This is a genomic window from Arthrobacter sp. TMP15 (assembly GCF_039529835.1).
In the GTDB taxonomy this organism is placed as follows: domain Bacteria; phylum Actinomycetota; class Actinomycetes; order Actinomycetales; family Micrococcaceae; genus Specibacter.
The window spans coordinates 382,652-408,726 of sequence record NZ_CP154262.1; the positions used below are offsets into that span (position 1 = coordinate 382,652).

Here is a 26,075-nt window from a genome sequence, read left to right on the forward strand (position 1 = left end):
TCCTGCTCCGGATGAAAAAAGCCGCCGGTTGCGGTTTCGGCCACCGCGCGCGCGGTGGCCGAAACCGCAACCGGCGGCTTTTTTCGTGTGGGGGTCTGGAAACGACTGAAGCCTAGTACCAGCCCACTGCGTTTGAGTGTCCCCATGCGGCACACGGGGACCCATAGCGCGCTTGGATGTAGCCAAGTCCCCAACGGATCTGGGTTTGGTAGTTACTGGCCCAGTCGCTGCCGGTGCTGTCCATTTTATTTGCCGGCAACGACTGTGCGATGCCGTAGGCGCCACTGGAAGCGTTTTCCGCGGATGTCAGCCAACTTGATTCGCGTTCCCAGAGTTGGGTCAGGCAGCTCATCTGATCGGCACCCCAGCCAAAGGAGCCCAGCTGACCTGAAGCGTAAGACTGGGCGGCTGCGGGGTCATCCACCGGAGCAGGAGCCGCTGTTGGCGAGGCCGCCGGCTCCTTCTCCGCCTTCCCTGTTGCCTCTGTCTTAACGTCATTGGCTTGGGCCTTAAGCGCGGCTCCGGATGGCGTTGCGGAAGTGCTTGAGCTGATGTTCAGGTCTGAGAAACTGATGGCTGCATCCAGCGGGGCAGAAACCGATGGTGCTGGCGTGGAGTTGCTTGCTGATGAAACTACACCGGCCAGGTTCTGTCCACCAGGCGTTGCTGCTCCCACTTGTTGGGCGACGGCGCCACCGGCCAAGACCGCGCCAAGAACAGCCACAGCAGCCATGTATTTGGCTGTGGCGCTCACCGCGGAAACCGCGGAAACTGGGCGCTTTGATTCGGCGCGGCGACGGCCGCGCTGCGGTGCAGCAGACATGTTGGAGCCTCTCTACGCCTGCGAGGTGAGCTGTCGGGAACGGACTAGAGAATCCGGCCGCGCAGTGCCCAGACGCAAATTTTCAATGCTGCTAGCACCGCGCTGGCTTAACCCCAAGGGCTGCCATATGGGTAAGGGCCCGAAAAAATTGGGTTCCCCGTCTCTGCCATTGATTAGTGGAGGGAAATGGGCGGCGGCAGAGCTCGGCGAACCGTCCATCAGTGCCAAGAGCCAAAGTCGGCTCGGCGGGCACTTTAGTGAGCGTAACGGAAACGAGACGCTAGTGTCACATTTTGGTAACGACCATTGTATTAGGGTGAGCAATTCGTCATTTACTTAGCAATGCTAACGATCTATGCTTAAGGCAGGTATTACTTACCCTTTTCTTTAGGCAGTTGAACATCAATGACAGGACCAATCACAACAAGATCGACAACAAAAAGTTTGCCCCCGGGCGCTGATGTGCCCAGTATCTCGGGGGAAGCGGGGATGCCCGGGTACGCGCCATATGAATGGCGGGGCATCGGCGCAGGGCCGCTGGCTGCCGAACTGCGGATCGCCGTCATGCGGACCTCAAGGCGATTGCGGGCGGAGGCAGCCTCGGAGGAAATTAGCCCCGGACAGTACTCGGTTCTCGCCGCAGTCATGGGTGGCGCCCAGACGGTGGGACAGCTTGCCGCTGCGGAGCAGATTCAGGCCCCTTCGATGACGCGGATCGTCAATGCGTTAACCGCGGCCGAATTTGTGAGCCGACAAGAAAATCCGTTGGACAAGCGGCAAGTGTTGGTGAAGATCACTGATTCAGGTTCCACGGCCTTGCTACGTGCACGCTCCAAGCGGACGGCCTGGTTGGCTCAGCGAGTAGCTGCCCTGACCGCCCAGGAACGACAGACATTGCATGAGGCGGCACTGATTCTTCAGGAGATGAGCGCATAGATGAGTTCGATGTTTCGAGCGCTCAAAGTTTTCAATTACCGGCTCTGGGTCACGGGTGCACTTGTTTCCAACATTGGAACGTGGATGCAGCGCGTGGCCCAGGACTGGTTGGTGCTGACGATTCTGACCAATAACTCTGGAACTGCCGCAGGGATCACAACCGGTCTTCAGTTCCTTCCCATCGTCTTTTTAGGCCCCTATGCGGGGCTGCTGGGTGACAGGGTCAACAAACGTAAGCTGCTGCTGATCACCCAAACAGGCATGGGTGTGTGTGCTTTTTTGTTGGGTATATTAGTTGTCACGAACACCGTGGAACTCTGGCACGTGTATGTTCTGGCCCTCTTACTGGGTGTGGCCAGCGCCTTTGACGCACCGTCACGGCAAGCATTCGTCTCTGAGGTGGTCGCTAAAGAGGACGTGCCCAACGCCGTCGCACTTAATAGCGCTTCCTTCAACTTGGCCCGCCTTGCCGGCCCTGGCGTAGCGGGACTTGTTATTGCCCTTGTGGGAACGGGCCCGGCCTTCCTGATTAATGGTGCCAGCTTCGTAGCAGTGATTTTTTCGCTGTGGAGAATGCGCACCAACGAACTAGTTCCGCCAACCCGCCTACCCCGCGCCAAAGGGCAGATTCGCGAGGGGCTGGCGTATATTCGCCAACGCCCCGATCTAATGATGATCATGGTGCTGGTGTTTATGGTGGGCACGTTCGGGATGAACTTCCAGATCATCAATGCACTGATGGCCACCACGGTGTTCGACTTGGGGCCGGGGGAGTATGGGCTACTGGGGTCCGTGATGGCCGTAGGGACGCTTGCCGCGGCTCTGCTGGCTGCGCGGCGCAGGACCATGCGGATGCTTTACATTGTGGGCGGCGCGCTGGCCTTCGGGGTGACTGTGGGTGTGTCAGCGCTCATGCCGAGCTTCTTCCTGTATGCCGTGGCTCTGGTGTTTGTGGGATTGACGTCGTTGACGTTTATGAATGCGTGCAACACCACTGTTCAACTAAGCACGGATTCGGTCATGCGCGGACGAGTCCTTGCCGTGTACATGGTGGTGCTGCAAGGGGGGACGCCCATTGGAGCCCCTCTAGTGGGCTGGATTGCCACAGAGTTCGGAGTCCGGTGGTCGCTAGGTATGGCGGCAGTGGTTGCTGTTCTTTCGGGTCTTATCGCTTTGATCATGATGAACAGGCGCAACAGCATCCGGCTGCGTGATCAGGTCAAGGCGCTTCGTCCGTCCTTCATGGTGCGCGGTCTGCGCCGCTCGGCACGTTAATTGCCCACAACGGACGCTCCCTCAGCGGCACCCTTAAGGAGCGTAGGGGGTGATGAAGTGAACGACTGTTGACTATGCGGTGAATAATTCGCCGCAAAGTTTGACAGATTGCCGGACATCTTGGGGAACTTGCTGAACCCAGTCCAAAAGGACCATTCCGCACTCCTGAACACATCCAATATAAAACGCGTTTTTGCAGAATTTAAAACACGAAAATATACTTTTCGCATACTTATGTTCGTCAAAAGTTGCTATTTTTCATTCGAATGAGAGGAAATCGACAGTGTTGCGTTCATCACAATGCTCTTCGGCATCTCATATTATGGACATTTAGGGCCTATGTTACTTGCAAGTTTGCTTTGTTACGTAGGACACTGGCAGGTGTGAACACCCATTCAGAGACTTGTGCAGCTTCAGAGACTTGTGCAGCCGCTACAACGCTCCGCCTTGGAGCGACAGGACGGTTTCTGTGTGGTTGTCGAATGCAGGCTTAACCCACCACCCTGGACGCCGCGCAATCTAGACAGCAACGTAGAGACAGCAATGTAGATACAGCAAAAAGTGGCAGTTACCAGTCTTGGCTCATGAGCCCGCCCTCAGGACAGGGCAGCGAAGGTTCTGGATCCTCAGAACCAATGGAAGCATTCGCGCCGTTGAGTACGGCCCTACACATAGGTAGTTCAATGTCAGTAGCATCCGGATACGTCCACATCTCCGTACGAAATGCCGCTAAAGCGGTAGCCCGCAATTCCGGACCCGCCACAACGGCCCGTCCCACGAATCTAGAACATCCCGGTTATGCGAACAGCTACCGGTCCGAGACCAGCACATCACCGGCGCGTCTCCACGCTGTTCCCGGGATGGACAGCAACCCCATGACTGCGCCCACCGCCGTCATTGCAGGGGCAAGTGCGGACAAACTCCGCGGAGTCAGCCCGGATAACGTAGCCCGCGGATTCGTTCTCTACGTGGGAGTTGACGAGGACACTGCAGCAGCAGCCGGAACGTCCTTGGCCAAGCTTGCCCAAGACATCCGCGCATACGCCCAAAGCATTGTCCCACAAGCCCAGAGCTACGCAGCGGTGGCCATTGCGCCGTCGGATGCTGTTGGAACCGCACTGGATGTTGTGCGTTCAACATTCGGGGACCCCACTGTGGCCTCCCGCCAACGCCAAGAAGCAATCAGGATTCCCGCCGCCGAACAACGGCCCACCGGAGTGCTGATTGACCTGGCTCGCCGTGAAGTCCACCTTGACGGCGAGACACTGAATTTGACGTTCAAAGAATTTGAATTGCTCAACTATTTGGTTGAAAACGGGACCCGTACAGTAGGCCGCGACGAGCTCCTCGGCGGTCTGTGGAGCAACGCCGACGAGGTCCCCAACGAGCGCACCATTGACGTTCACATCCGCCGACTGCGTTCCAAATTGGGACGGCTGGCAAACACGGTCCGCACGGTCCGAGGCGAAGGCTACCGCTTCTACGAGCACCCCGAAGTGGTTGTCTGGGCCGCCCCGGAATACTCGATCTAGCGTACCGGCGCTCTCTTGCGCCGCGGGATTTTGGAGATACGACGGCGGTTCCCCAGACTAGGGCCGTCGTCGTACTTCCTTAAGAGTCACTAAACTGTGGGGATGAGCGAACACCACATTAAACGGCTGATCCTGATGCGCCATGCGAAGGCGGCATTCCCGCTCGGTGTGGAGGATCATGACAGGCCACTGGCACAGCGTGGCCACACTGAAGCACCATTGGCGGGTAAATGGCTCGTTGACCATGAGGTGGAACCGGATTTTATCCTGTGTTCCTCGGCTCTGCGCACTAGACAGACCTGCACGTGGGTATGCCAGCAACTAGGCGATAAGGCCCCAACGCCTAAGTTGGAGAGCGGACTTTACGCTGCCGGAGCCACGCAGATGCTCTCTGTTATCAACCACGTCCCGGAAACCGTGAAGACTCTCATGGTGATCAGCCACATGCCAGGTATCCAATCGCTGGCCCTGCGGTTGGCTTCGCGTGAATCAGACCAGGACGCGTACATGGACCTGGCCTCCGGGTTTCCCACCAGCGCTTTCGCCGTTTTTGAACAGGCGGGGGACTGGGCCACCCTAGATGGGCAGGACGCCCTGCTGAAAAACTTTGTGGTGCCCCGGTAGATCTGGATTGCCCGGGCTGGATCAGGCCTCGATTTCTGGCATGAGAGTCTTCAAGGTCCATGTCTTCTTTTTATGTACTGCTGCCCAAGCAAAGAAGAACCCGAGCGCCATGTAGCCCAGCAGCCCCAGAGTTATTGGCACAAGAGGGGCCAGCTCCGCACCGTAAATCAGATGCCGCATCCCCTCCACCACGTGACCCATGGGCAGAATCTGATGCATGATGTGCAGTGGCTCGGGGGTGGTCTGCCACGGGAAAGTACCCCCGGATGAGACCAGCTGGAGCACCAACAGGATCAGCACAACAAATTTACCTGGGGTGCCCAACAACGCCACAATGCCCTGAATCAGCGCTGTAAATGCCAGTGACGCCAACAGTAACAACCCCAATGTCAGCCAAGGATGACTGGGCGCCAGGCCCAAACCAAAGTACACCACGGCATAAAGCAGCAGCGCCTGCACCGTGGCGACAGTGGCAAACGGTAACCAGCCGCCCACGGCAATCTTCCACGATGGGGCGTTGGATGCCAACGCCCGCACCGTTAGCGGCCGCATGACCTGCACCAACATGAACGCCCCAATCCACAAGGCCAGAACCAGGAAGAACGGGGCAAGCCCGGCTCCGTAGTTGGCCGCTTGGGCTTGGGAAACCGAGTTAACCCGGATGGGATCGGCAATAACCCCTGCCGCATTTTCCTTCTCCTTGTCATTGGGATCCGGCACCGAACCGGCCCCGTTTCGCAATTGGGTGGATAACTCCGATGCCCCTGCCGCCAGTTTGCTGGAACCGGCGGCCAGGTCCCCTGCACCTGTGTCAAGCTTTTTTGCCCCTGCAGCCAGTTGCGCGGCGCCGTCCTGGGCCGAGAGCTGTCCCTGAGCCAAAGTGGTTGCACCACTGGAAAGCTTCCCCGCGCCGCCATGGGCCTGACCAATGGCGGCGGACAGGGCAGGTGTGGCCCCGGCCAACTTCGCTGCCCCGTCGGCAACAGCCGAAGAACCGTCAGCCAATTTTTGGATGTCGGCGGCATCGGTCGTGAGCTGCTTTTTCAGATCCGTGACCGAGGTGCTCGTGGCGGAGGATTCCAGGGCAGTACGGAGCTTCGCCGCCTGTTCCTTGGTGAGCACACCGTCGGCGACTGCCTGAGCGAGCTTGTCATTGATGGCCGCGGTGGCGGCGTCATCGAGCTTTTCCGCTGTTCCGATGGCACTTTGCACTTTAGTGTTTAATGCTGTGTTCCCCTCGGAAACGGCCGCTGCGCCGGCGGATAGCTTCTGTGTATCTGCCGGCAGGTTTGAGGTTTTAGTTTCTAGTTCCCCGAGCCCTTTATCCAGGGCTGCGGCCCCGGTCTGAAGTTCCGTAGTGCCAGCCACCAGCTTTTTCTGCCCGGCTACTAAGCCGTTGGCGCCGGCGAGTAGCTCTGCGGTGCCAGTTTTAAGCGTGGCCACTGCCTTGTCCAACGTGGCGGCGCCCTCGGCCAGCTGTTGGGCGCCATCTGCAGCCTTTACCAGCTGAGAATGGATGGTGCCATAACCCGTCAGCAACGAATTGGCGGTCTGTTCGCCCACCTGCTGCGCAACTGAGGCATGAACCTGCGTGGCTACCTTGTCCACGATGGATGTCAGCAGGTAATTATTGGCATCATTGGTGGTCACACTCATGATGGCCTGAGTGGCCGAATCAAAGTTCTCCGGAGACACGAGGTTGGCTGAAAAGTCCTGTGGAATTGTTAAAGCAAACGCAAACTCCCCACTCTTCACCCCGTCATTGGCTTCCTGTGGGCTAGTAACAAGCTGCCAGTTGAATTTATGACCCTCAACCAAGTTCTTTGCCACGTCTTGGCCAACATGGAGTTCCTTGCCATCCTTGCTGACGGCTCCCTCATCCTGAACCACGACGGCGGCCTTGAGTTGGTCGAGGTTGCCATACGGGTCCCAATTCGCATAGAGATACACGGCACCGTAGAGAAGCGGAACCATCACCATTGCCACAATGGTGAGCTTTGGCAGGATTCCACCGGTCATGCGCTTGAGTTCGGATAGTGCCAATCGGAAGACTGTCATTTTTCCCCATCCTCTTCCTTGAATTCTTCTCCAACGGGTGCTGTTTGTAACTGTGCTGGTGCTGGGCTCGCTTCCGCTACGGGGCTGTCCTCCACCGCTGTGTTGTTCTCCGCTATGGGGTTGTCCTCGGGCGGGGGTGGAGGGGCCAGGGCATTTCCAGCAACTTCCGTGGCACCGCACCATTCCGCCGGGATGCGGCTCACTACGGCCACTACAATCAATGGGCGAGGATTATCGTCTTCATCATTGACTGTGTGGGGGCCCAGCGATCCCGCAGCCAGCCGTTCCAAGAGGGGCAACCAATTTTCGGCTTCCGCTGTGTGGCGGTCAGGGGAGTCCACCACCATCAGGTCCACCTCACGATTGGCCAACGCCAATTCAAGTTGCAGGTGCAGCAAACGGACCGAGTGAACTTCTTCAACCCACATTTTTGAAATATCCCGGAAGCCGTTTTTCACCAGCCACTCTGTTGGACGGGTTCGGTCACGGAATTTCAGCGGCACTAGCGCCAAATCCTCGGCTGCCAGGGACCGGACGGTGAGGTGATGTTCGGGTGCGTTGATATCTGGTGCGTCCACGATGGCGCTGCGACGGCGCAGAGCGGCCAAGGAACCGTCGTGGCCCAGAACCACAGATCCGGTGGTGGGCTTCATCCGCCCCGTTAACGCCAGAGCCAGTGCTGTGCGCCTCTCCGGCCCGTCAGCCTGGACCAGCAAGACCTCACCCCGATGTGCTTCCAAGGTTGTGGCCGGAAGTAGTACGTGCCTTCTGCCGTTGATGTGTAACTTCTTGGTAGTGAGCATGCGAAAGTTCCTTTGGCAGCGAGGTGAGAGTGACAAAAATATCAGCACCAAACCGTCCGCGCAAAGTACGGATCTGTTCTCCCTCACTCTGCCATGGGATCAACCACAGCGGCACCTCAAGGGAGCGAGCAAAGGCCCCCTCCGCCGTCGAACAGGACGGCAGAAGGGGCCTAGGAAGTGAGAGTCTAGTGCTCCAACGCCGCCTTGAACCAGCTGGTGATGGTTGTGGGGTGCGTGATGGCAGTACCAACAACCACCGCGAATGCGCCAGCATCCATAGCTGCGCGGGCTTGGGCGGGCGAGTGGATGCGGCCCTCAGCGATCAGGGGCCTGCCCAGCTGTGCGGCGGCAATAGCAGCGATGAGTTCGAGGTCCGGGCCATCCGTCTTGGAACGTTCGTCGGAATAACCCGCCAATGTGGTGCCGATCAGGTCAGCTCCGGACTCGACAGCCGCAACAGCGTCATCAAAAGAACCACAATCGGCCATGACCAGGGCGTTGGAATCGGCGTGGATCCCGGCGATAGTCTCTGCCAAGGTGAGCCCATCCGGACGCGGACGGCGGGTGCCATCAATGGCAACGATGTGGGCCCCTGCATTGGCACAGGCCAGGGCGTGGCGCAGCGTTGGGGTGATAAAAACGCCCTCATGGCCGTCCTTCCACAACCCAATGATGGGAACCTCAACGGCTGCGCGGGCAAACTGGATGTCCGCAATACCCTGGACCCGGATAGCGGCCGCTCCGCCGGTAACCGCCGACGCCGCCACCTGGGCCATGGTACGTGGGTCACGCATGGGTTCGCCGGGGTAGGCCTGTGCAGAAACAACAAGCTGCCCGGCGAGCCCAGAAAGATCGGTTAATTTAAGCGTCACTGTGACTCCTGTGAATGGATGGAACTATCTAACGGGTGAGAACAAGAGAAGCTGCGCCGATAATTGCCCCTGCAGTGCCCAGGGATGCTTTGCGCACCGAAACATGAGCCAGGGGAGCGAGTAATTCCGCACGCAGGGCGCACTCCATGCCCTGCCACCAAAGATCCCCCGCATCGGCTAGACCACCAGAGATCACCACGGTGGCAGGGTCAAGGATGTTAATCAAACCACCAACCGCTTGTCCGGCGGCAGTGGCGGCCACGGCGATGACCTGCAAGGCAAGTTCGTCACCGGCCCGGGCGCAGACAAACACCGCTTTTGTGTCTTTCAGTTCCGTGCTGCCACCTGCACGCAGGTAAGCGCTGTGGATGGCAGGCCCGGAAGCGATCGCCTCCACATGGCCACGATGGCCGCAGGAACATGGCAGCTCGATGCCGTTATGGACGGCCAGTGGCGAGACAAAGTGGCCCATGTGACCGCCAACAAAATGATGACCCAGCAAAGGCTGTCCATTCACCACAAAGCTGCCGCCCACACCCGTGCCAAACGCCACCATTAAAGCTGTGGGTTCCCCAGATCCGGCGCCATACAGAGCCTCGCCCAGTGCGTGGGCGTGGACATCATTGACAACGGCGCAAAGCAGTCCCAACCGTTCGGTCAGACCGGCAGTGATGGCAGTACCTGCCCAGCCTGCAATGGCATCGGTGGCTGAAATGACGGTGCCTTTGGTGGCGTTGATGACGCCGGCTGAGCCAACACCCACAGCATCGATGCTGATTCCGGCGGCGGTGGCCCGGACTACGAGGGAACGGATCAACAGTGCGGTGGAATCAAGAATGGCTGTGCCACCCTGGTGATTGAGAGTGGGGATCTGATCGGTGAATAGCACCGAGCCGTCCTCGCCAACCACCCCGGCTGCCGTTTTGGTCCCGCCCAGGTCAACGCCAACTACGTACCGCATGCATATTCCTTCAAATTTTAGCCAAAAACGAACGCTCCCCAACCTGGTTGGGCCCACGCCCGAGGTACGAGGTTGGGGAGCGGGTGGGGACTAGATCAAGCCGGTGCGCTCAAGGATAACCTTGATCGCGGCCGTCTCGTCCTCGTCAAGGGAGAGCATGGGGGCGCTCATGACGTTGGTTTTGATAACACCCATCAGCATCAGCGCAGTCTTGAATGCGCCCAAACCTGCAGCGTTTCCGGAAACGCGGCCAGCCTTTGGAGTGTAGACAATGTTGAAGATATCCGCGATGCTGTCCTGCTGCGCAGCAACACCGGCCCAGTCGCCAGCAACGCTGAGATCGTACAGGCGGCGGTAAGCGGCGGGTGCCACGTTACCCAAGCCCGGCACAATGCCCTGTGCCCCACCCAGCAGCGCACCGTCTACAACCACTTCGTGGCCGGTGAAGATGTCAAAGTTGGGGATGTCGCGGGCAGCGATGAGCAGCTGGCGGAAGGAAACATCGTCACCTGAGGAGTCCTTGACACCAGCAATGACACCTTCGCGTCCCAGCTCGACGAGGAGGTCAGTGGGCATCTTGAAGTGTGTGCGCACAGGGACGTCGTAGGCGAAAACGGGGACGTCAACACTGGCGGCGATCGCACGGAAGTGGCGGCCGTTCTCTTCAGCATTGCTGATGGCGTAGTACTGGCTGGTTGCCACGAGGCCATCGGCACCCAAAGAAACCATACGAGCGCCTTCTTCAATGACCCGGTTTGTTGTCTGCTCCACGGCGCCCACCAACAGCGGTACTTGACCGGCGTTAACGCCGGCAATAGTGGTCAAAACAGTATCGCGTTCGGTGTTGGTCATGTGGGTGACCTCCCCGGAAGAACCATTGACAAACAGACCGGATACGCCGCCGTCGAGCAGGTGACGGGTGAGGTTCTCTAGCGAGGGGACGTCAATGGCGCCATCAGCTGTGCGGGGGGTGCAGACGGGCGGGATGACACCCTGGAAACGGGTTGCGACGGTAGTCACGTGAATTGCTCCAAAATTGTATTGATTATAGGGAAAATTAGATGTGCAGAAGTGACGGCGCAGCGCCGAGAAGCTTCTTCGTGTAATCGTTGGTGGGATGATCGAAAATCTGCTCAGCTGCGCCTTGCTCCACGATCTTGCCGAAGTACATGACGCAGATACGGTCTGAGACGTAGCGGACCGTCTGGATGTCATGGCTAATGAACACCATGCCCAGGTTCAGTTCCTTCTTCAGATCCGAGAGCAGATTCAATACCTGGGCGCGGACGGAAACATCCAGCGCAGAAGTGGGTTCGTCGGCCACGATGATGTCCGGACCCAGTGCCAGTGCGCGAGCGATCGCTACGCGCTGGCGCTGGCCGCCGGAAACCTGCGACGGCGTGACCTCGGCTGCCGATTGTGGCAAGCCCACCAGCGATAACAGCTCACGGATCTTGGCCAGGCGCGATGCACCATTGCCAATACCGTGAACAGCCAGCGGATCAAGAAGAATATCCTGGATGGTCATGCGTGGGTTCAGTGCTGTGGATGGGTCTTGGAAGACCACGGACACGGAACGACCAAAATCCTTGCGCATGGCTGCATTGCGTTTAATGGCAGGCTTTCCGCGGAACAACACCTGCCCGGATGTGGGAGGCTGCAAGCCAACCAGCACCGAAGCAAGAGTTGACTTGCCGCAACCGGACTCGCCCACAATACCCACAGTTTCACCACGGCTGATGCTGAAGTCCACACCATCAACGGCCCTGACATAGCTAGGGTGGAACAGCCCGCCGGAACGGGTCCGGTGGTGGACGTGCACGTCCTTGAGCTCAATCACTGGAGCGTGTGCCCCGATGGCTTCCCCTGTTGTGTGCTTGCTCATGAGGCACCTTCCGTTTCTGCCCCGGCGGAAACGCTCCGGGCATCTTCGTGCTTGTGGCTGGCCCAAAAATGGTCAGTTGTCACACCGTCACGGGTGATGGGAACAAAAGCCAACTTCTGGGACGGATCAGCGTCTGGGCGCTGGGAACGGCCGGCAAACCGGTCCCCGGTAGCGAACTCACGAGGTGAGGGAACTGTGCCGGGGATCTGGTGCAGGCGGACGGCGTCGGACTCGATGGAGAGTACCGCGCCCAGGAGGCCACGAGTGTATTCGTGGGTGGGATGTGCCAGCAGTTCAGAAGCCTGCGCGGATTCCACCACCTGGCCGGCGTACATGACGGTGATCTTGTGTGCCAAGGAGGCCACCAAGGCCAGATCGTGGCTGACAAAGACCATGGCGAAACCAAGCTGTTCGCGCAGTTCGTTGAGCAGATCAACAACCTGTTTTTGCACTGTGACGTCCAAGGCTGTGGTGGGCTCATCGGCAACCACAATCTTTGGTGAGCGGGACAGAGCCATCGCGATCAATACGCGCTGGCGCTGGCCGCCGGAAAGTTCGTGCGGGTAGCTCCTGAGCGTACGTACCGGATCCAGCTTTACCATTTCAAGCAACTCCGCAGGAGTCTTGCGACCGTTGCGGCGGGTGAGCTGTAACATCTGGTCCTTGATCAGCATCGACGGGTTCAGGGAGCTCAGCGCATCCTGGTAAACCATGGCGATTTGTTCGCCACGCAGACCTTCATAGGCTTTGTTGGAGGCCGCCTTGGTGACTGGATCCAGAAGTTCCAAACCATCGAATGTGATGGAACCGGTAACCTCGGCAGTCTTGGGCAACAAGCCCATGACGGCCAGGGAGGTGATGGACTTGCCACACCCCGATTCACCGACCAAGCCCATCGTTTCTCCTTCACGGACAGTGAACGAGACGTTCTCCACAATGGCGGTAGCGTCATAGCGGCCGGGGAAGCGGATGGAGAGGTTCTTCACTTCCAGGATCACGCGTGCTTCCGGGCCTACCTGCGGGAGGCGATCCGAGCGTGAAATCTCCACGGCTTGGAGTTGGCGCAGCTCCTTATCCAGCGCAGCAAACGGGTCCTCGATCGCAGCACGGGCTGTGGCATCGGCCTTAGCCAAGGCAACAGCGGCGGCTGCCGAACCGTCGTCGTCCTTCACCGGAGCAGCCTTCTTGATACGCGGGTTGACCATGGCATCAGTGAGGCCTTCGGCCAGAATATTCAGGGCCAGCACCGTCAGCAGGATCACCAGGCCGGCAAAGGTGGTTGCCCACCATCCGCCCGAAAGCACTAGGTTACGCCCGTAGGAGATGACGTTGCCCCAGGAGGGATCGGGGTCCTGAATACCTGCGCCCAAGAAGGACAGGGAGGCTTCCAAAATGATCGCGTCAGCCACCATGACTGTAGCGAAGACCAGCACGGGAGCCGCCGTGTTGCGCACAATGTGCTTGAGCATGATGTGTGTGCGACCGGCACCAATGACACGCTCTGCACGCACGTAATCCTCGCCATACTGCGCAAGGACGTTGGCGCGGACCACACGGGCAATCTGCGGGGTGTAAATGATGGCGATGGCAATGATAATTGTTGGTACCGAGTTGCCAAAAGCTGTCAGTAGTACGGCCGCCAGTGCGATTCCTGGGAAGGCCATCAGCACGTCCATGACGCGCATGATGATCTCATTGACGGTTTTAGAGGAAGTGGCCGCCAAGGAACCAAGGGTTGCACCAACAATGATGGCCAGGGCAACTGCGCCCAGACCGATCATCAAGGAGGCTTGGGCGCCGAACATCAGGCGGGAGAAAACGTCCCGGCCAATGCGGTCGGTGCCGAACCAGTGGATGCCGCTGGGAGCCTGAGCGGGATCGCCTGTTTCCAGCGGATCATGGGGGGCGATCCAAGGGGCAAGAATGGCCACAATAACAATGAAGATTAAGAAAAGCAGGGCCAGTTTGGAGCCCAGCGTCAGGGCCTTGAAACGCAGGCCAGGGGCGCTGAGCCGTTCCGCAAGTTTGCTACGCATGGCTTAGACCGTCCTGATTCTGGGGTTGATGAGCAGGTAGAGAAGATCCACCATGATGTTCACAAGGACGAACGTCACAGCGATCACAAGGACCACGCCTTGGACCAGGTTGGTGTCCACACTGGTGATGCCGTTGAGGATCTGCTGCCCCATGCCGGGCAGGGAGAAGATCATTTCAATGACGACGGCGCCGCCGAGCAGGTAGCCGATGCGCAGACCCAGCACGGTCACCGGGGTGACAAGTGCGTTGCGCAGCACATTTTTGGAAACGACTGTTGTGTAAGGGACGCCGTTGCCGATGGCGGTGCGCACGTAATCACGGTCCAGTTCCTCCACCATGGAGGTGCGGACCACACGGATCAGGGATGCTGAAACGGGGATAGCCAATGCCAATGCCGGCAGTGACATGGATTTCAGCCAGCCCATGAAACCTTCGGAAGGGTCAGCCAATCCACCGGAGGGGAACCAGGCGTTGCTGCCAAGAGCAAACCACTGGATGAGCAGGATACCCAACCAAAAAGAGGGAGTGGCGATGGCGGCCACTGAGAAAACGCGGATGATCTGGTCAACCCAGGTGTCGCGGTACAGTGCGGCCAGAACGCCAAAGACCAAGGAAATGACGATTGCAATCAAAACACCGAGGAAGGTTAGCTGCAATGTCACGGGGAATGCGCTGGCAATAACCTCAGTGATGGGCTTCGCCGGGGGGAGGGTGCTGCCGAAGTCGCCCGTGATGAGCTTGCCCAGGTAGCGAAAGTATTGAATGAAGAGGGGTTCGTTGTATCCGTTGACCTCGCGGTACTGCGCCAGGGCCTCTTGTGAGGCGCCTTCGCCCAAGGCTGCAACGGCACGGTCACCGGGAGCGAACTGCAGCACAACGAAGACGAGCAGGGTGACACCCAGAATCATCAACGGAAGTGCTGCGAGCCGGCGTCCCAGCAGTCGCAAAAAGTTTGCCAATGTACTTACTCCGGTTCTATTTGCGGCACCTCAGGGATGGATACTGTGCGCTGCATCATAGGAAAGATGGGTTCAAACCGGAGGGGCCGTGGCCTAGGAGAGGCCACAGCCCCTCCGGTCTGTGCTAAAACTGTGAAGCTATGAGGTGCGGCCTACTCCAACGAAGGAGATACCGGTGGTGGGCAGCGGCTTGAAGTCGCTGAGCTTCTTGGCATCCCAAGCTGTAGGCAGCTTGCGGTGGAAGATCGGATACAACGGAGCTTCTTCGGCAATGATGTCAACAATTTCCGCGTACAAGGCCTTGGCGTCTGCCTCGGAAGCAGCAAGTGCTGAAGCCAGTTTGGTCTGGACTTCCTTGTAGGCGGCTGATTCGTTCCACGCGAAGCGGTTCTTGGCCCACGTGTCGCCACGGAACCACCAGCTGAGCAGAATGTCAGCGTCGTTGCCGAACACGGAGGGATCGCCGGGGGCGGCAACGACGTCGTACTTCAAGCCGCCAACCTTATCCGGTGCGTAAACGGCGGCAGAAGCCAAAGGCTCCAGCGTGGTTTCAACGCCTACGGCATCCCAGTTCTTCTTGATGAGCGGGATAACATCCTTGACCCAGGCGGTGTCCGTGGTTGTCAGTGTCAGCTTCAAACCACTGACACCGGCGGCGGAGAGCAGCGACTTGGCCTTCTCGGCGTCGTAACCGTAAACGGTGGAAGCCTTCTGGTAATCGGGGTGGCCTTCCTGGAAGAAGGACGTTGCAGCGGAGGCGTTACCCAGCAGGGCGGTCTTGATAATTGCTTCTTTATCCAGGGCGTAGTGCAGAGCCTGGCGGACTTCCTTCTTATCAAAGGGAGCCTTGGTCAGGTTGAACATGAGGAACATCAAACCGAAGGACTGAACGGACTCCACATCGACCTTGGCCTTGAGTGCATCAACATCCAAGTAAGGAACATCTTCTATGGCCTGAACGCGGCCGGACTGCATGGCCGTCACGCGGGCGGAAGCATCTGCCAAAAGGAACCAGGTCATGTCCTTAGCCAGAGCAGGCATGGTGCCGTTGTAGTCATCGTTGCGGGCGAAGACAATCTTGTCGTCCTTGGCGGCAGAGACGAACTTATAGGGACCGGTGCCGACGGGCTTGGCGTCGAAAGCCTTCTGGTCCGCCGAGGCCAGTGCCTTGGGTACTACCTTCACCACTGAGATGCGTGGGCCAAAGCCGTTGAACGCGGTGTTCAGCTTGAACTCAACGGTCTTCTCATCCAGGGCCTTGACCGAGTCAATGAAGAAAATGAACTGTGCGAACAGTGCCTTATTTGCCGGATCCAGCACTCGCTCGAAGGAGTACGCAACATCCTCGGTGGTAACGGGGGAGCCGTCATGGAACTTGGCGCCATCGCGGATGGTGACCTGGTAGGTCAAGTCGTCAACCTTTTTGGGGTCTTCGGCGGCAAGTGCGTTATACGGTTCACGTGTTGCGGGGTGGAGTTCAACCAGGCCTTCGAAGATGTGCAGGTTGGCGGCCAGCGGCGTGGCACCTGATGAACTCATCGGATCGAAGCCGGTGGACAGCGAGTAGGAGATGCCAGCTTCAATGCTGAGGTCTTTGTTCACTGTGCCGGTGTTGGCGGCGTCCTTGCTGGTGTCTGTGGAGGATCCGCAGGCTGCAAGGGTGGCGGTGAAGGCGGTTGCTGCCCCAAGGACGCCAGCGGCCTTGAGGAAGGTACGCCGCGATGCGGGGCTAGCAGGCAGGTGCTGAAGAGTATTGCTCATTCTGTTGACTCACCATTTCATTTATTAGTTATCGGATGTAGGACGTCCGATGCTGTTATGCAAAACAGTAATGGCCATCACAGTGTTTGGTCAAGTAAAAGGTGAGTCTCATTTTGGCCAAGGGTGGGCAAGTGGTCGGACATCCGATATTCTATGTCTTAGTTAACGCGGTACCGATTTTCATGGTAGGGCTAGTAGGTCAAAGGTAGGGCCACCCTTTGCTGGTTTTTCGCAATGCGAGAATTGACCTAGTATCACCATTGAAGTGCCAAATGTGCGATTTATGCTAGATACATTTTCTGAGGAGTTTCGTTGTCCCTTTCGACGGTAGTACCCAGGGCTCGTTTTAGCGCCCAGGTGCGGCTTCGCGCATTGCAGGCAGACATCATGGAGCTCATTCTTGACCGGGATCTGGACTCCGGTGATGCGATGCCCACCGAGAGTGAATTGTGTGAGGTGCTTGGCGTTGGCCGCAACACCCTCCGCGAGTCGTTGAAGGTACTCCAGGCACTTGGCGTTATTGAAATCCGTCATGGATTTGGCATGTTCGTTGCTCCTAGCAACTTTGATGCGTTGGCTGACGGGTTGACCTTTCGCGGCCGCCTTTCGCTGCGCCACGAAGGCCTTGAGGCACTGCAGCTTGTGGACATCCGTCAAGCTTTGGAGTCGGGTCTCATTGGCGCCAGCATCGCCGTTGTCACGGCTGAGCAGCTTGTCAGTATTGAGGCTGAAGTGGTGAAGATTGAGGACTTGGCAAAGCGTGGGGAGCAGTTTGCCGAAAGTGACGCTGAATTTCACCGTCTGCTGTTTGAGCCGCTGGGCAATGATCTTCTCATGAACCTCATGAGTGTATTTTGGAAGGTTTACCGCAAGATTCACGTAGAGATTGGCACCGGCGGCGCTGACTTAATTGACACCGCCGCTGCGCACCGCTCCATCTACAATGCGGTTGCTACCGGGGATGCGGCGACCGCCTCCCGGCTCCTAAGCTGCCATTTTGATGGCATCCGCGCCAAGATCAGACTCTTCGTCGAAACCGAGTAAGAGACCAAGGTGCCCGCCGTGCAGTTGCTGTGGGCCGCTTTAAGGCTGGCCTTTACCGCTTAGGTGCGGTTTTCAGGTGCGACGCTGTAAGAGTGCTCCCAGACCGGGTTGCCGTGCGCGCGACTTTGGCGTTAGCGGGTTAGCGGCCAGGATGTATTTGGACAACAAAAAAGTCCCAAACTAAAAGTTTGGGACTTTTTTTCTATATTTTCTCACAAAGTGCGCGCGAAGGGACTCGAACCCCCAACCTCCTGATCCGTAGTCAGGTGCTCTATCCATTGAGCTACGCACGCATATTCTGTTTCTTTTCTTGACCCTTGGGCCGTGAATAACTCTAACCTGTCTTGGCCTCCGTATACAAATCGGAAGGGCGGTGTCCTCCAGCACTAGACCGGTCTACGTGATCCGGATCACAAACTTGGGCTCTTTTGGATGGCAAAAAGACCGGGAATACGCGGATACCGCGGTGTGGAGCTGACGTAGGTCCCACATCCTATGCCAGCAAACTTTCAAACTCCGGCCATAGCATTTAGACATCACCTACCCCAATGAAGGGAAACACAATGGCCCACGCGCCAGTGCAGGAATCCGTTGAGCAGGCAATGACAACCCATGAGGCCTTGGCTGCCTGGGTGTCTGAGGTAGCCGCTTTAACCTTGCCGGAGGACATCCGCTGGGTAGACGGGTCTGCACAGGAGTATGCGCTGCTGACGGATGAGTTGGTGAGCGAAGGAACCCTCACCCGCTTGAACCCTGAACTGTTCCCGAATTCGTTCGCAGCCTTCTCGGACCCCAAGGACGTGGCCCGGGTCGAAGGCCGGACGTTCATTTGCTCGGAAAAGGAAAATGACGCCGGATTCACCAACAATTGGATGGATCCTACGGCAATGAAGGAGATCCTGAACGATAAGTTCGCTGGCAGCATGCGTGGCCGCACCATGTACGTCATTCCGTTTGTGATGGGCCCGCTCGATGCAGAAGAACCCAAGTTCGGTGTTGAGATTACCGATTCTGCTTACGTTGTAGCCTCAATGCGCATTATGGCAACGATAGGCGCTGAAGTTCTGCGCAAGATCGAGGAGACTGCCGCATTTTTTGTTCCCGCACTGCACTCCGTAGGAGCACCGCTGGCCCCGGGTGAAAAAGATGTGGCTTGGCCCTGCAATGAAGAGAAGTGGATTGTGCACTTCCCCGAGGAGCGGTCCATCTTTTCCTTTGGCTCCGGCTACGGCGGCAACGCCCTGCTGGGCAAGAAGTGCTTTGCCCTGCGCATCGCCTCCGTCATGGCGCGCGATGAAGGCTGGCTGGCTGAGCACATGCTCATCCTGAAGCTGACCAGCCCGGAACAAAAGTCCTACCATGTGGCCGCCGCCTTCCCCTCGGCCTGCGGTAAAACCAACTTGGCGCTGCTTCAGCCCACGATCCCGGGGTGGAAGGCCGAGACCTTGGGCGATGACATCAACTGGATGCGTTTCGGTAAGGAAGGCGAACTCCGGGCTGTTAATCCCGAGGCGGGCCTTTTCGGTGTCGCGCCTGGCACGGGCTGGTCAACCAACCCGAACGCCATGGCTGCGATTGTGAAGGGTAACTCGATCTTCACCAACGTTGCTTTGACGGACGACGGCGGTGTTTGGTGGGAGGGCATGACCACCGAAGCGCCCGCTCACCTCATTGACTGGCAGGGCCGGGATTGGAGTCCTGAATCCGGGCGCCCGGCCGCCCACCCAAACTCGCGTTTTGCCACGCCGATTGACCAGGTGGACATGTTGTCCAAGGACTACTACTCTCCAGAGGGAGTAGAAATCAACGCAATTTTGTTTGGTGGCCGGCGTAAGACCACAATCCCGCTGGTTACTCAGTCCCGGGACTGGACTCACGGTGTTTTCATGGGCTCAACGCTCTCCTCGGAAACAACTGCAGCGGCAACCGGCGCTGTTGGTGTTGTCCGCCGTGATCCCATGGCGATGCTGCCCTTCATAGGCTACGATGCCGGCGATTACCTCAAGCACTGGATCGAGGTTTCTGCCAAAGCGAATCCGCAACGATTGCCGAAAATCTTTTTGGTGAACTGGTTCCGTCGCACGGCTAACGGTGGCTTCGCATGGCCCGGCTTTAGCGAAAATAGCCGCGTGCTCAAGTGGGTTATTGAGCGCATTGAAGGCACCGCCGATGCGCTGGAGACGCCCATCGGGTTTGTCCCGGCACCTGGTTCACTGGATCTGAATGGTTTGGATGTATCTGCTGCGGACGTGGCGGAAGCCGTGAAAGTTCTCCCGGAAGAGTGGGAAGCCGAACTTGCCGGAATTGACCAGTGGTACGCCCGCTTTGGCGACTCCCTGCCACCGGAGCTGTCAGCGGAACTTACTGGTCTGAAAGAACGTTTCGGCGCTTAAGTGTAGGGACCACTTTGACCCCTGCGCACCATGGCCTGCGGTAGTGCCGCCAGCATTGCAGTGGCGGCACCACGTTGTATTAACCGTGCGCAGGGGTCAAAGTTTATGCGGCGGTCCCGGCAAGCCACACGTCGGGGCCGAAGACCTCGTAGTGGATTTTGGTGGACGGAATGCCAGCCTCTATCGCCTGACTGCGGATGGCCTTCATAAACGGCAGTGGCCCGCACACATACATTGACGCGTCAGCTGGAAGCTCCAAACCATCCAGGGACATGAAGCCTTTATGGAAACCATCAGTGGGCTCTTCTAGCCACAGTTGCATGTTGGCGCTGTCAATGGCTGCAACGTCTGTTGTCATTTGCTCGCGCAGGGCCCACGTCTGCAGACTTTTCTCGGCGTGCAGCACCAGAATCTCCCGATCTGCCCCGGACGTGGCAAGCAAGCGCAATGCCGACGCTGAGGGGGTACAGCCGATCCCTGCCGTAGCAAGCACGATGGGACCTTCGCCGTCGAGCGTCAAATCGCCATACGGGTTGGAGAGTTCAACAACGTCCCCTACCTGCACATTGTTATGCAGCACTGGTGAGACATCTCCGCCGTCGTCCCGCTTGGTGGTGAACACACGGCGGGTGGTGGACTCAACATCTGCCGAGAGTGAATACTGCCGGCACTGGAGAAGCCCGTCCAGAAGGGGCACTTTGACGGTGACAAACTGTCCGGGGCGGGCTACCGTAACGGCCGTGTCATCGGCTGGTTCCAGTACGAACGTCATGGAATCAGAACCCGCCGGGTTCTTTTCAACAACTGTCCAGGGCATCCACATCTTCTCATTTGCCTGCTGAGCGTAGAGACCCTTTTCAATCTTGACCAGCGCATTGGCCATCAGCCAATAAACCTCCGTCCAAGCATCAGCGATCTCTGCTGTGATGACATCGGCAAGCTCCTCGGCAATGGCCTCAAAGAGGTACTTGTACACGATCTGATACTGGTCTTCGGTGATGCCCAGGGCCGTGTGCTTGTGCGCGATGCGAGTGAGTAGCTGTTCGGGGATCAGATTTGGGTTGGCCACCAGGGCCGTGGCAAAGCCGGCAATTGAAGCGGCGAGGGCCTTCTGCTGTTCGCCGTTGTTTTGATTTGCGCGGCTAAATAAGCCATCCAGGAGTTCGGGGTGTGCGGCAAACATGCGGCTGTAGAAGTTCGGTGTGATGGCGCCCAGACGGGAGCCAACCAAAGGCAGGGTGGCAATGATCAGTGGCAGCGATTTTTCCGAAAGCATCTTTACTCCTTGGGTATAAGTCATAGTGACAGTCCCAAAGTAGCATTTGAAATGCGTGTTTAAATCAATGATTTCTACGTAATGTAGAAAATGTCCGAGTTGCCGGGGATTAGCCCGGACGGGCTGTGCTTAACGTCACAGGGATGGGTCCGCCGACTGTCTTTCTGGCTAGGGCGTAAATCGCAACATTGTCCAGCGAGACGTAGAATGCCTCGCGTGCATGGTTTAACGCACCCCGCAACCCACAGTTATGCACCAAGGGGCAGTCACCCATATCGGTTTGGCATTCAGCGACGTCGATGTGGTCATCAAGAACGCGGAGGACCTTGCCCACCGTGGCAACTTTGCCAGCGGGGGAGATCCGCACGCCCCCGCTGCGGCCACGAATCGCCTCCACGAGCCCCATCTGACGTAATTTGAGCACAGCTTTGCTGACATGGTTGTAGGGCGTGCCCACCGAGTCTGCGAGCTCGCGGGTGGTGGAAAGTTCATCATCGGGCATGGCGCTAAGCACCATCAAGAGTCGCAGGCTAACGTCCGAAAAGGCGTTAATGCGCATGGGTCATACCCAAATCGCCATCTCGCCGGCTTCCAGGAAAGGGTTGCCGAATGCCCATCCGGTGGGTTCCTGCCGGTAGGGGCGCACGGCTGAAACGCACACGCCCGTGCTGTGCTCTGCCATGACGTGGATGGCATCGGTGACGTCGTCAGGCATATGAATGTCACAGACCACTGCGGCGGCCCGGTTTTGATCGCGCTGTTGCGCCAGAGCCTCGAAGAGATCTGCAATCATTTGGTCTGCGTCGAGCTCTGATTCCTCATCCCCTTCCACAGTGTTAGGTGCCACAGCGACCAAGCTGAGCTCGCCGTCGTGCGTGAGGACAAGTCCTACAGGCAGGAACGCGCCGTCGGCCTCAAGCTGGTCCCCGGCCACGCCTAAAGCGGTGCCGATCAGCTTATTCAGGTCATCTTGAACCAGTGCATCGGCTGCTGTTTGTTCAGCTGTGTTCTCTTCCATGGGTGCTCCTCATAAATATTCTGGGTTAGCTGGGCCTGTGCCGGTATTACTGGCGCACAAGGGTAAGGACTGCGTCGCGGATGTCGGCCATGGTGACTGCGTCTACGGCTTCGGCATTCAGACGCAGGAAAGGCTCGGTGTTGGAGGCGCGCAGGTTGAACCACCAAGCGCCATCCTTAGCTGTAAACGTCACGCCATCTAGTTCATCCACACTGACGTCATCGGTGGTGTATGTTGCCCGCACTCTGGCCACGGCTGCCGGGACATCTGCGAGCTGGGAGTTGATTTCACCGCTGGAGACATAGGGTTCGTATTCGCGGCCCAGCTCAGAAAGCGCAACGGTGGCCTCGCCAAGAGCAGCCAACACGTGCATGGCTGCGAGCATGCCGGTGTCAGCGTTGAAGAAGTCGCGGAAGTAGTAGTGGGCTGAGTGCTCCCCACCGAAAACGGCGCCTTCGGCTGCCATGGTGGCCTTGATGAAGGAGTGGCCCACGCGGGTACGCACCGCCCGGCCGCCCTCGCGGCTGATCAGTTCAGGCACGGCCCGGGAAGTGATGAGGTTGTGGATCACGGTGGGGTGCTCCTCACCTGCCCTTTGCGCACGGGCGATCTCCCTGCGAGCCACCAACGCTGTCACCGCCGAAGGGGAAAGCGGCAGACCGAGTTCGTCAATGACAAAGCAACGGTCAGCATCGCCGTCGAACGCCAGACCAATGTCCGCCCGGTGCTTTACAACGGCAGCCTGCAGGTCCACAAGGTTTTCCGGCTCCAGCGGGTTGGCCGGGTGATTAGGGAAGGTGCCGTCAAGTTCAAAATAAAGCGGCACAATCTCAAAGGGCAACCCCGGCAGCAGTGCATCGCCAAGAACTGCCGGAGTTGTCATGCCGGCCATGCCGTTCCCGGCGTCAACAACAATCTTCAGCGGCCGGGATCCGGAGAGGTCAACCAACTTACGCAAGTACATTGCGTAGTCCTTGAGAACGTCGGTTTCACCAATCTCTCCGCAGCGCCCATTGGAGCTGATAGTGCCGGCGGGAATGCCGTCGGAAAGGTAGGACTGCGCCACGTCACGGATCTGCGTCAACCCGGTCTCCGAAGACAGCGGAACAGCGCCGGGGCGGGTCATCTTCATGCCGTTGTACGCAGCAGGGTTGTGGCTGGCGGTGAAAACCACACCAGCAGCGTTGAGCGCACCGGAGGCAAAGTAAAGCTCATCGGTAGAGATCAGGCCCAGCATTTTCACGTTTGCGCCACGCCCGGCGGCGCCCTGCGCAAAAGCCTGGGAGAGCTCGGGGGAGGAGGGGCGCATATCTCCGCCCACCAGCACTGTTTGGCCCTCCAGCTCAAGCACGTCAACAAAAGCAGCACCCACAGCCCGCACCGACGCGGCGGTGATGGTTTTGCCCACAATGCCGCGAACGTCGTAGGCCTTGAACGAACTGGACAGGTCAACCAGCGGATTATCTTCAGTAGTCACCCTTCCATCCTAACGGTGGAGGGCAAACTGGAGGAGTTATCCACAGATTGTCCCCGGCCTGTCCCTGAGGGTGGGCTGATTGTCGGTGCCCACTGGAATACTGGGAGGATGAGTATGCAACCAGCACCCGAGACCTCCGAAGCCGCTCACGCACACTATTCTGCTGACCCGTCCTCATCCTCCGGAACAAGCCCAAGTACACGGGATCAGGCACTTGAAGTGCTGCGTGCTCTTGTGGGCCGAGCGGATGCGGTTTTTCATGACGGACAGTTTGAGGCGATTCAGGCGCTAGTTGACTCCAACCGCAGGGCCTTGGTGGTCCAACGTACGGGTTGGGGGAAGTCGGCCGTTTACTTTGTTGCCTCATTGTTATTGCGGGCACGTGGGGCTGGCCCCACATTAATTGTTTCCCCCTTACTGGCGCTGATGCGAGACCAGGTGGCGGCTGCCGAGCGTGCCGGGGTGCGGGCCATGGCCATTAACTCCGCCAATGCTACGGACTGGGGAGAGGTCACTGCCGCGTTGGCGGCTGACGAGGTTGATGTGCTGCTGGTCTCGCCCGAGCGGCTGACAAACCCCTCGTTCCGAGAGAACCAGCTCCCCACCTTGATCCAGCGGACAGGGCTTCTGGTGATCGATGAAGCGCACTGCATCTCCGACTGGGGGCACGATTTCCGCCCCGACTACCGCCGCATAGCGGACTTGATTGCGCAGTTGCCTGCCAGTGTTCCAGTCTTGGCCACCACGGCCACTGCCAACTCCCGTGTTGTTGGGGATATTGAAGAGCAGTTGGGTACGGGCGTGTTTACCATTCGTGGGCCGTTGGCCCGCAAATCCCTGCGGCTAGGGGTGCTCCGCTTGGCTGACTCCCGCGACAGACTCGGCTGGCTTTTAACCCACTTGGCCGAGCTTCCCGGAAGCGGCATCATCTACACGTTGACTGTATCCGCTGCCGAAGACACCGCCAGGCTCTTGGCGGAGTCGGGGCATGTGGTCAAGGCCTACACCGGGCGCACTGACACCATGGAACGGGAAGCGCTTGAAGAAGCGCTTAAGAACAACCAGGTGAAGGCGCTCGTGGCCACAAGCGCCTTGGGGATGGGATTCGACAAACCGGATCTGGGCTTTGTTGTGCACTTGGGTGCGCCATCATCTCCCGTGGCGTACTACCAACAGGTGGGCCGTGCCGGGCGTGGCAGCGCCAACGCCGACGTCCTGTTGTTGCCGGGCAGTGAAGACGCGGAGATCTGGCGCTACTTCGCCACAGCCTCAATGCCCGCTCAGGACAAGGCCATGTCGGTGCTGACTGCTTTGGGAGAGTCGCACAAACCCCTGTCCACTCCGGCGCTGGAGGCTCGGGTGGACCTGCGCCGCACCCCGCTTGAACTCTTACTGAAGGTACTGGCAGTGGATGGTGCGGTTCGTCGCGTTTCCGGGGGGTGGGAGTCCACTGGGCAGCCGTGGATCTACGACGAGCAGCGGTACCAACGCATCGCCCAAGCCCGAGTGGATGAGCAAGCGTCCATGGTCGAGTACGAGCGCATGTCCGGCTGCCGTATGGAGTACCTGGCAGCCGCACTGGATGATGAAACCGCAGCACCGTGCGGGCGTTGTGATAACTGCGCAGGACGATGGTTTAGTGCAGAAGTCGTTTCAAGTGCCTCCGAGGCGGCAGGTGATGCGCTGCGCCATGCCGGATTGCCGCTTGATCCCCGTGCCATGTGGCCCACAGGTATGGACAAATTGGGCGTGCCCGTAAAGGGCAAGCTGAAAGCAGATGAATTGTCCGGTCGCGGACGCATTCTTGCCCGGCTCACGGATCTGGGCTGGGGCAACGCCCTGCGGGCAATGTTTGCCGCCGGAGCCCCCGATTCACCCCTTGATCCAGCCCTCGCCAACGCTGTTGTGGCCGTACTGCGGGAATGGGGCCAGGGAGGTTGGGAAGGTTCAGGACGTCCCGTAGCCGTGGTGTCAATGCCTTCGCGGAGCAAACCCCAGCTGTTGCAGTCCTTTGCCCAAGCCATCTGTGAGATAGGCAAACTGCCTTACTTAGGCGAATTGTCATTGGAGTTCGGTGGGCCCACAGGGGCCCGTGGCGGAAATAGCGCGTACCGTCTGGCAGGTGTTTGGGAACGGTTTGCCGTGGGGGACGAACTTCAGGCGGCGCTCGCAGCCCACCCGGACGGACCCGTGCTGTTGCTAGATGATTTGGTGGACAGCCGCTGGTCCCTGACGGTTGCCGGACGGGCGCTGCGTCAAGCAGGAGTGGATCAGGTGCTGCCACTGGTGTTGGCCCAGGCCGGCTAACGGGTAATCCGCGCTGGGTTTTTGGCGGTGCAGG

The 26,075-nt window shown here is 58.6% G+C and carries 21 protein-coding genes, 1 tRNA gene and 1 riboswitch; of the genes, 7 read left to right on the forward strand and 15 right to left on the reverse strand.

Going from position 1 to position 26,075, the window contains the following annotated elements; translation table 11 throughout:
* Nucleotides 1-112 precede the first annotated feature (112 nt).
* Complete coding sequence (locus AAFM46_RS01725) at nucleotides 113-823, reverse strand: transglycosylase (RefSeq protein WP_283531363.1); 711 nt, start codon at nucleotides 821-823, stop codon at nucleotides 113-115.
* A gap of 3 nt (nucleotides 824-826) precedes the next feature.
* Nucleotides 827-1,026: riboswitch (cyclic di-AMP (ydaO/yuaA leader) on the reverse strand.
* A 202-nt stretch (nucleotides 1,027-1,228) separates the two neighbouring features.
* Here AAFM46_RS01725 and AAFM46_RS01730 point away from each other — a divergent pair.
* From AAFM46_RS01730 to AAFM46_RS01745, 4 genes are all read left to right on the forward strand, one after another.
* Nucleotides 1,229-1,759, forward strand: a complete 531-nt coding sequence (locus tag AAFM46_RS01730) for a MarR family transcriptional regulator (protein ID WP_343319192.1) — start codon at nucleotides 1,229-1,231, stop codon at nucleotides 1,757-1,759.
* Nucleotides 1,760-3,034, forward strand: a complete 1,275-nt coding sequence (locus tag AAFM46_RS01735; RefSeq protein WP_283531364.1) for an MFS transporter — start codon at nucleotides 1,760-1,762, stop codon at nucleotides 3,032-3,034.
* Between the two features lie 683 nt (nucleotides 3,035-3,717).
* The gene (locus AAFM46_RS01740; RefSeq protein ID WP_343320322.1) at nucleotides 3,718-4,566 is read left to right on the forward strand and encodes a winged helix-turn-helix domain-containing protein; all 849 of its coding nucleotides are present in this window, start codon (nucleotides 3,718-3,720) and stop codon (nucleotides 4,564-4,566) included.
* 102 nt (nucleotides 4,567-4,668) lie between these two features.
* The gene (locus tag AAFM46_RS01745; protein WP_283531365.1) at nucleotides 4,669-5,190 is read left to right on the forward strand and encodes a histidine phosphatase family protein; all 522 of its coding nucleotides are present in this window, start codon (nucleotides 4,669-4,671) and stop codon (nucleotides 5,188-5,190) included.
* Nucleotides 5,191-5,211: 21 nt separating this feature from the next.
* On the opposite strand, the gene AAFM46_RS01750 is transcribed toward AAFM46_RS01745, so the two are convergent.
* The 9 genes from AAFM46_RS01750 to AAFM46_RS01790 all read right to left on the reverse strand — a co-directional run bounded on the left by AAFM46_RS01750 (nucleotide 5,212) and on the right by AAFM46_RS01790 (nucleotide 16,526).
* Nucleotides 5,212-7,248, reverse strand: a complete 2,037-nt coding sequence (locus AAFM46_RS01750) for a YhgE/Pip domain-containing protein (RefSeq protein ID WP_343319193.1) — start codon at nucleotides 7,246-7,248, stop codon at nucleotides 5,212-5,214.
* Entirely contained in the window at nucleotides 7,245-8,051 is an 807-nt protein-coding gene (locus AAFM46_RS01755) for an ABC transporter ATP-binding protein (RefSeq protein WP_343319195.1), read from the reverse strand. The genes AAFM46_RS01750 and AAFM46_RS01755 overlap by 4 nt, the downstream gene beginning before the upstream one ends.
* A 185-nt stretch (nucleotides 8,052-8,236) precedes the next feature.
* Nucleotides 8,237-8,923, reverse strand: a complete 687-nt coding sequence (locus AAFM46_RS01760) for an N-acetylmannosamine-6-phosphate 2-epimerase (RefSeq protein WP_343319196.1) — start codon at nucleotides 8,921-8,923, stop codon at nucleotides 8,237-8,239.
* A gap of 28 nt (nucleotides 8,924-8,951) precedes the next feature.
* A complete protein-coding gene (locus AAFM46_RS01765) occupies nucleotides 8,952-9,884 on the reverse strand; it encodes an ROK family protein (protein WP_343319198.1) in 933 nt (310 codons plus the stop codon).
* Between the two features lie 90 nt (nucleotides 9,885-9,974).
* Nucleotides 9,975-10,904 carry a dihydrodipicolinate synthase family protein gene (locus AAFM46_RS01770; RefSeq protein ID WP_343319199.1) on the reverse strand — a complete coding sequence of 310 codons (930 nt, stop codon included), beginning with the start codon at nucleotides 10,902-10,904 and terminating at the stop codon, nucleotides 9,975-9,977.
* A 37-nt stretch (nucleotides 10,905-10,941) separates the two neighbouring features.
* Entirely contained in the window at nucleotides 10,942-11,769 is an 828-nt protein-coding gene (locus tag AAFM46_RS01775) for an ATP-binding cassette domain-containing protein (RefSeq protein ID WP_343319200.1), read from the reverse strand.
* Nucleotides 11,766-13,805, reverse strand: a complete 2,040-nt coding sequence (locus AAFM46_RS01780; protein ID WP_283531372.1) for a dipeptide/oligopeptide/nickel ABC transporter permease/ATP-binding protein — start codon at nucleotides 13,803-13,805, stop codon at nucleotides 11,766-11,768. The genes AAFM46_RS01775 and AAFM46_RS01780 overlap by 4 nt, the downstream gene beginning before the upstream one ends.
* Nucleotides 13,806-13,808: 3 nt before the next feature.
* Nucleotides 13,809-14,765 (reverse strand): ABC transporter permease, encoded by a 957-nt coding sequence (locus tag AAFM46_RS01785; RefSeq protein ID WP_283531373.1) that lies wholly within the window; start codon nucleotides 14,763-14,765, stop codon nucleotides 13,809-13,811.
* A gap of 138 nt (nucleotides 14,766-14,903) precedes the next feature.
* Nucleotides 14,904-16,526, reverse strand: coding sequence for an ABC transporter substrate-binding protein (locus tag AAFM46_RS01790; protein ID WP_343319202.1), 1,623 nt, complete (start codon nucleotides 16,524-16,526; stop codon nucleotides 14,904-14,906).
* Between the two features lie 312 nt (nucleotides 16,527-16,838).
* Here AAFM46_RS01790 and AAFM46_RS01795 point away from each other — a divergent pair, with 312 nt between their 5' ends.
* Nucleotides 16,839-17,570 carry an FCD domain-containing protein gene (locus AAFM46_RS01795; protein WP_283531375.1) on the forward strand — a complete coding sequence of 244 codons (732 nt, stop codon included), beginning with the start codon at nucleotides 16,839-16,841 and terminating at the stop codon, nucleotides 17,568-17,570.
* A gap of 220 nt (nucleotides 17,571-17,790) precedes the next feature.
* On the opposite strand, the gene AAFM46_RS01800 is transcribed toward AAFM46_RS01795, so the two are convergent.
* Nucleotides 17,791-17,863 (reverse strand) — tRNA-Arg (locus AAFM46_RS01800).
* Between the two features lie 270 nt (nucleotides 17,864-18,133).
* Here AAFM46_RS01800 and AAFM46_RS01805 point away from each other — a divergent pair.
* Nucleotides 18,134-19,963, forward strand: coding sequence for a phosphoenolpyruvate carboxykinase (GTP) (locus tag AAFM46_RS01805; RefSeq protein WP_343319203.1), 1,830 nt, complete (start codon nucleotides 18,134-18,136; stop codon nucleotides 19,961-19,963).
* Nucleotides 19,964-20,066: 103 nt separating this feature from the next.
* On the opposite strand, the gene AAFM46_RS01810 is transcribed toward AAFM46_RS01805, so the two are convergent.
* The 4 genes from AAFM46_RS01810 to AAFM46_RS01825 form a co-directional block, all read right to left on the reverse strand.
* Nucleotides 20,067-21,239: a globin domain-containing protein gene (locus tag AAFM46_RS01810; protein WP_283531378.1), complete on the reverse strand. Its 1,173-nt coding sequence runs from the start codon at nucleotides 21,237-21,239 to the stop codon at nucleotides 20,067-20,069.
* Between the two features lie 109 nt (nucleotides 21,240-21,348).
* On the reverse strand, nucleotides 21,349-21,798 hold the full coding sequence (locus tag AAFM46_RS01815) for an Rrf2 family transcriptional regulator (protein WP_283531379.1): 450 nt from the start codon (nucleotides 21,796-21,798) through the stop codon (nucleotides 21,349-21,351).
* A gap of 3 nt (nucleotides 21,799-21,801) precedes the next feature.
* Nucleotides 21,802-22,257: a hypothetical protein gene (locus tag AAFM46_RS01820; RefSeq protein ID WP_283531380.1), complete on the reverse strand. Its 456-nt coding sequence runs from the start codon at nucleotides 22,255-22,257 to the stop codon at nucleotides 21,802-21,804.
* 46 nt (nucleotides 22,258-22,303) lie between these two features.
* On the reverse strand, nucleotides 22,304-23,734 hold the full coding sequence (locus tag AAFM46_RS01825; RefSeq protein ID WP_343319204.1) for a phosphomannomutase/phosphoglucomutase: 1,431 nt from the start codon (nucleotides 23,732-23,734) through the stop codon (nucleotides 22,304-22,306).
* Between the two features lie 114 nt (nucleotides 23,735-23,848).
* On the opposite strand from AAFM46_RS01825, the gene AAFM46_RS01830 reads away from it, so the two are divergent.
* Nucleotides 23,849-26,041: a RecQ family ATP-dependent DNA helicase gene (locus AAFM46_RS01830; RefSeq protein ID WP_343320323.1), complete on the forward strand. Its 2,193-nt coding sequence runs from the start codon at nucleotides 23,849-23,851 to the stop codon at nucleotides 26,039-26,041.
* The last annotated feature ends 34 nt before the right edge of the window (nucleotides 26,042-26,075 follow it).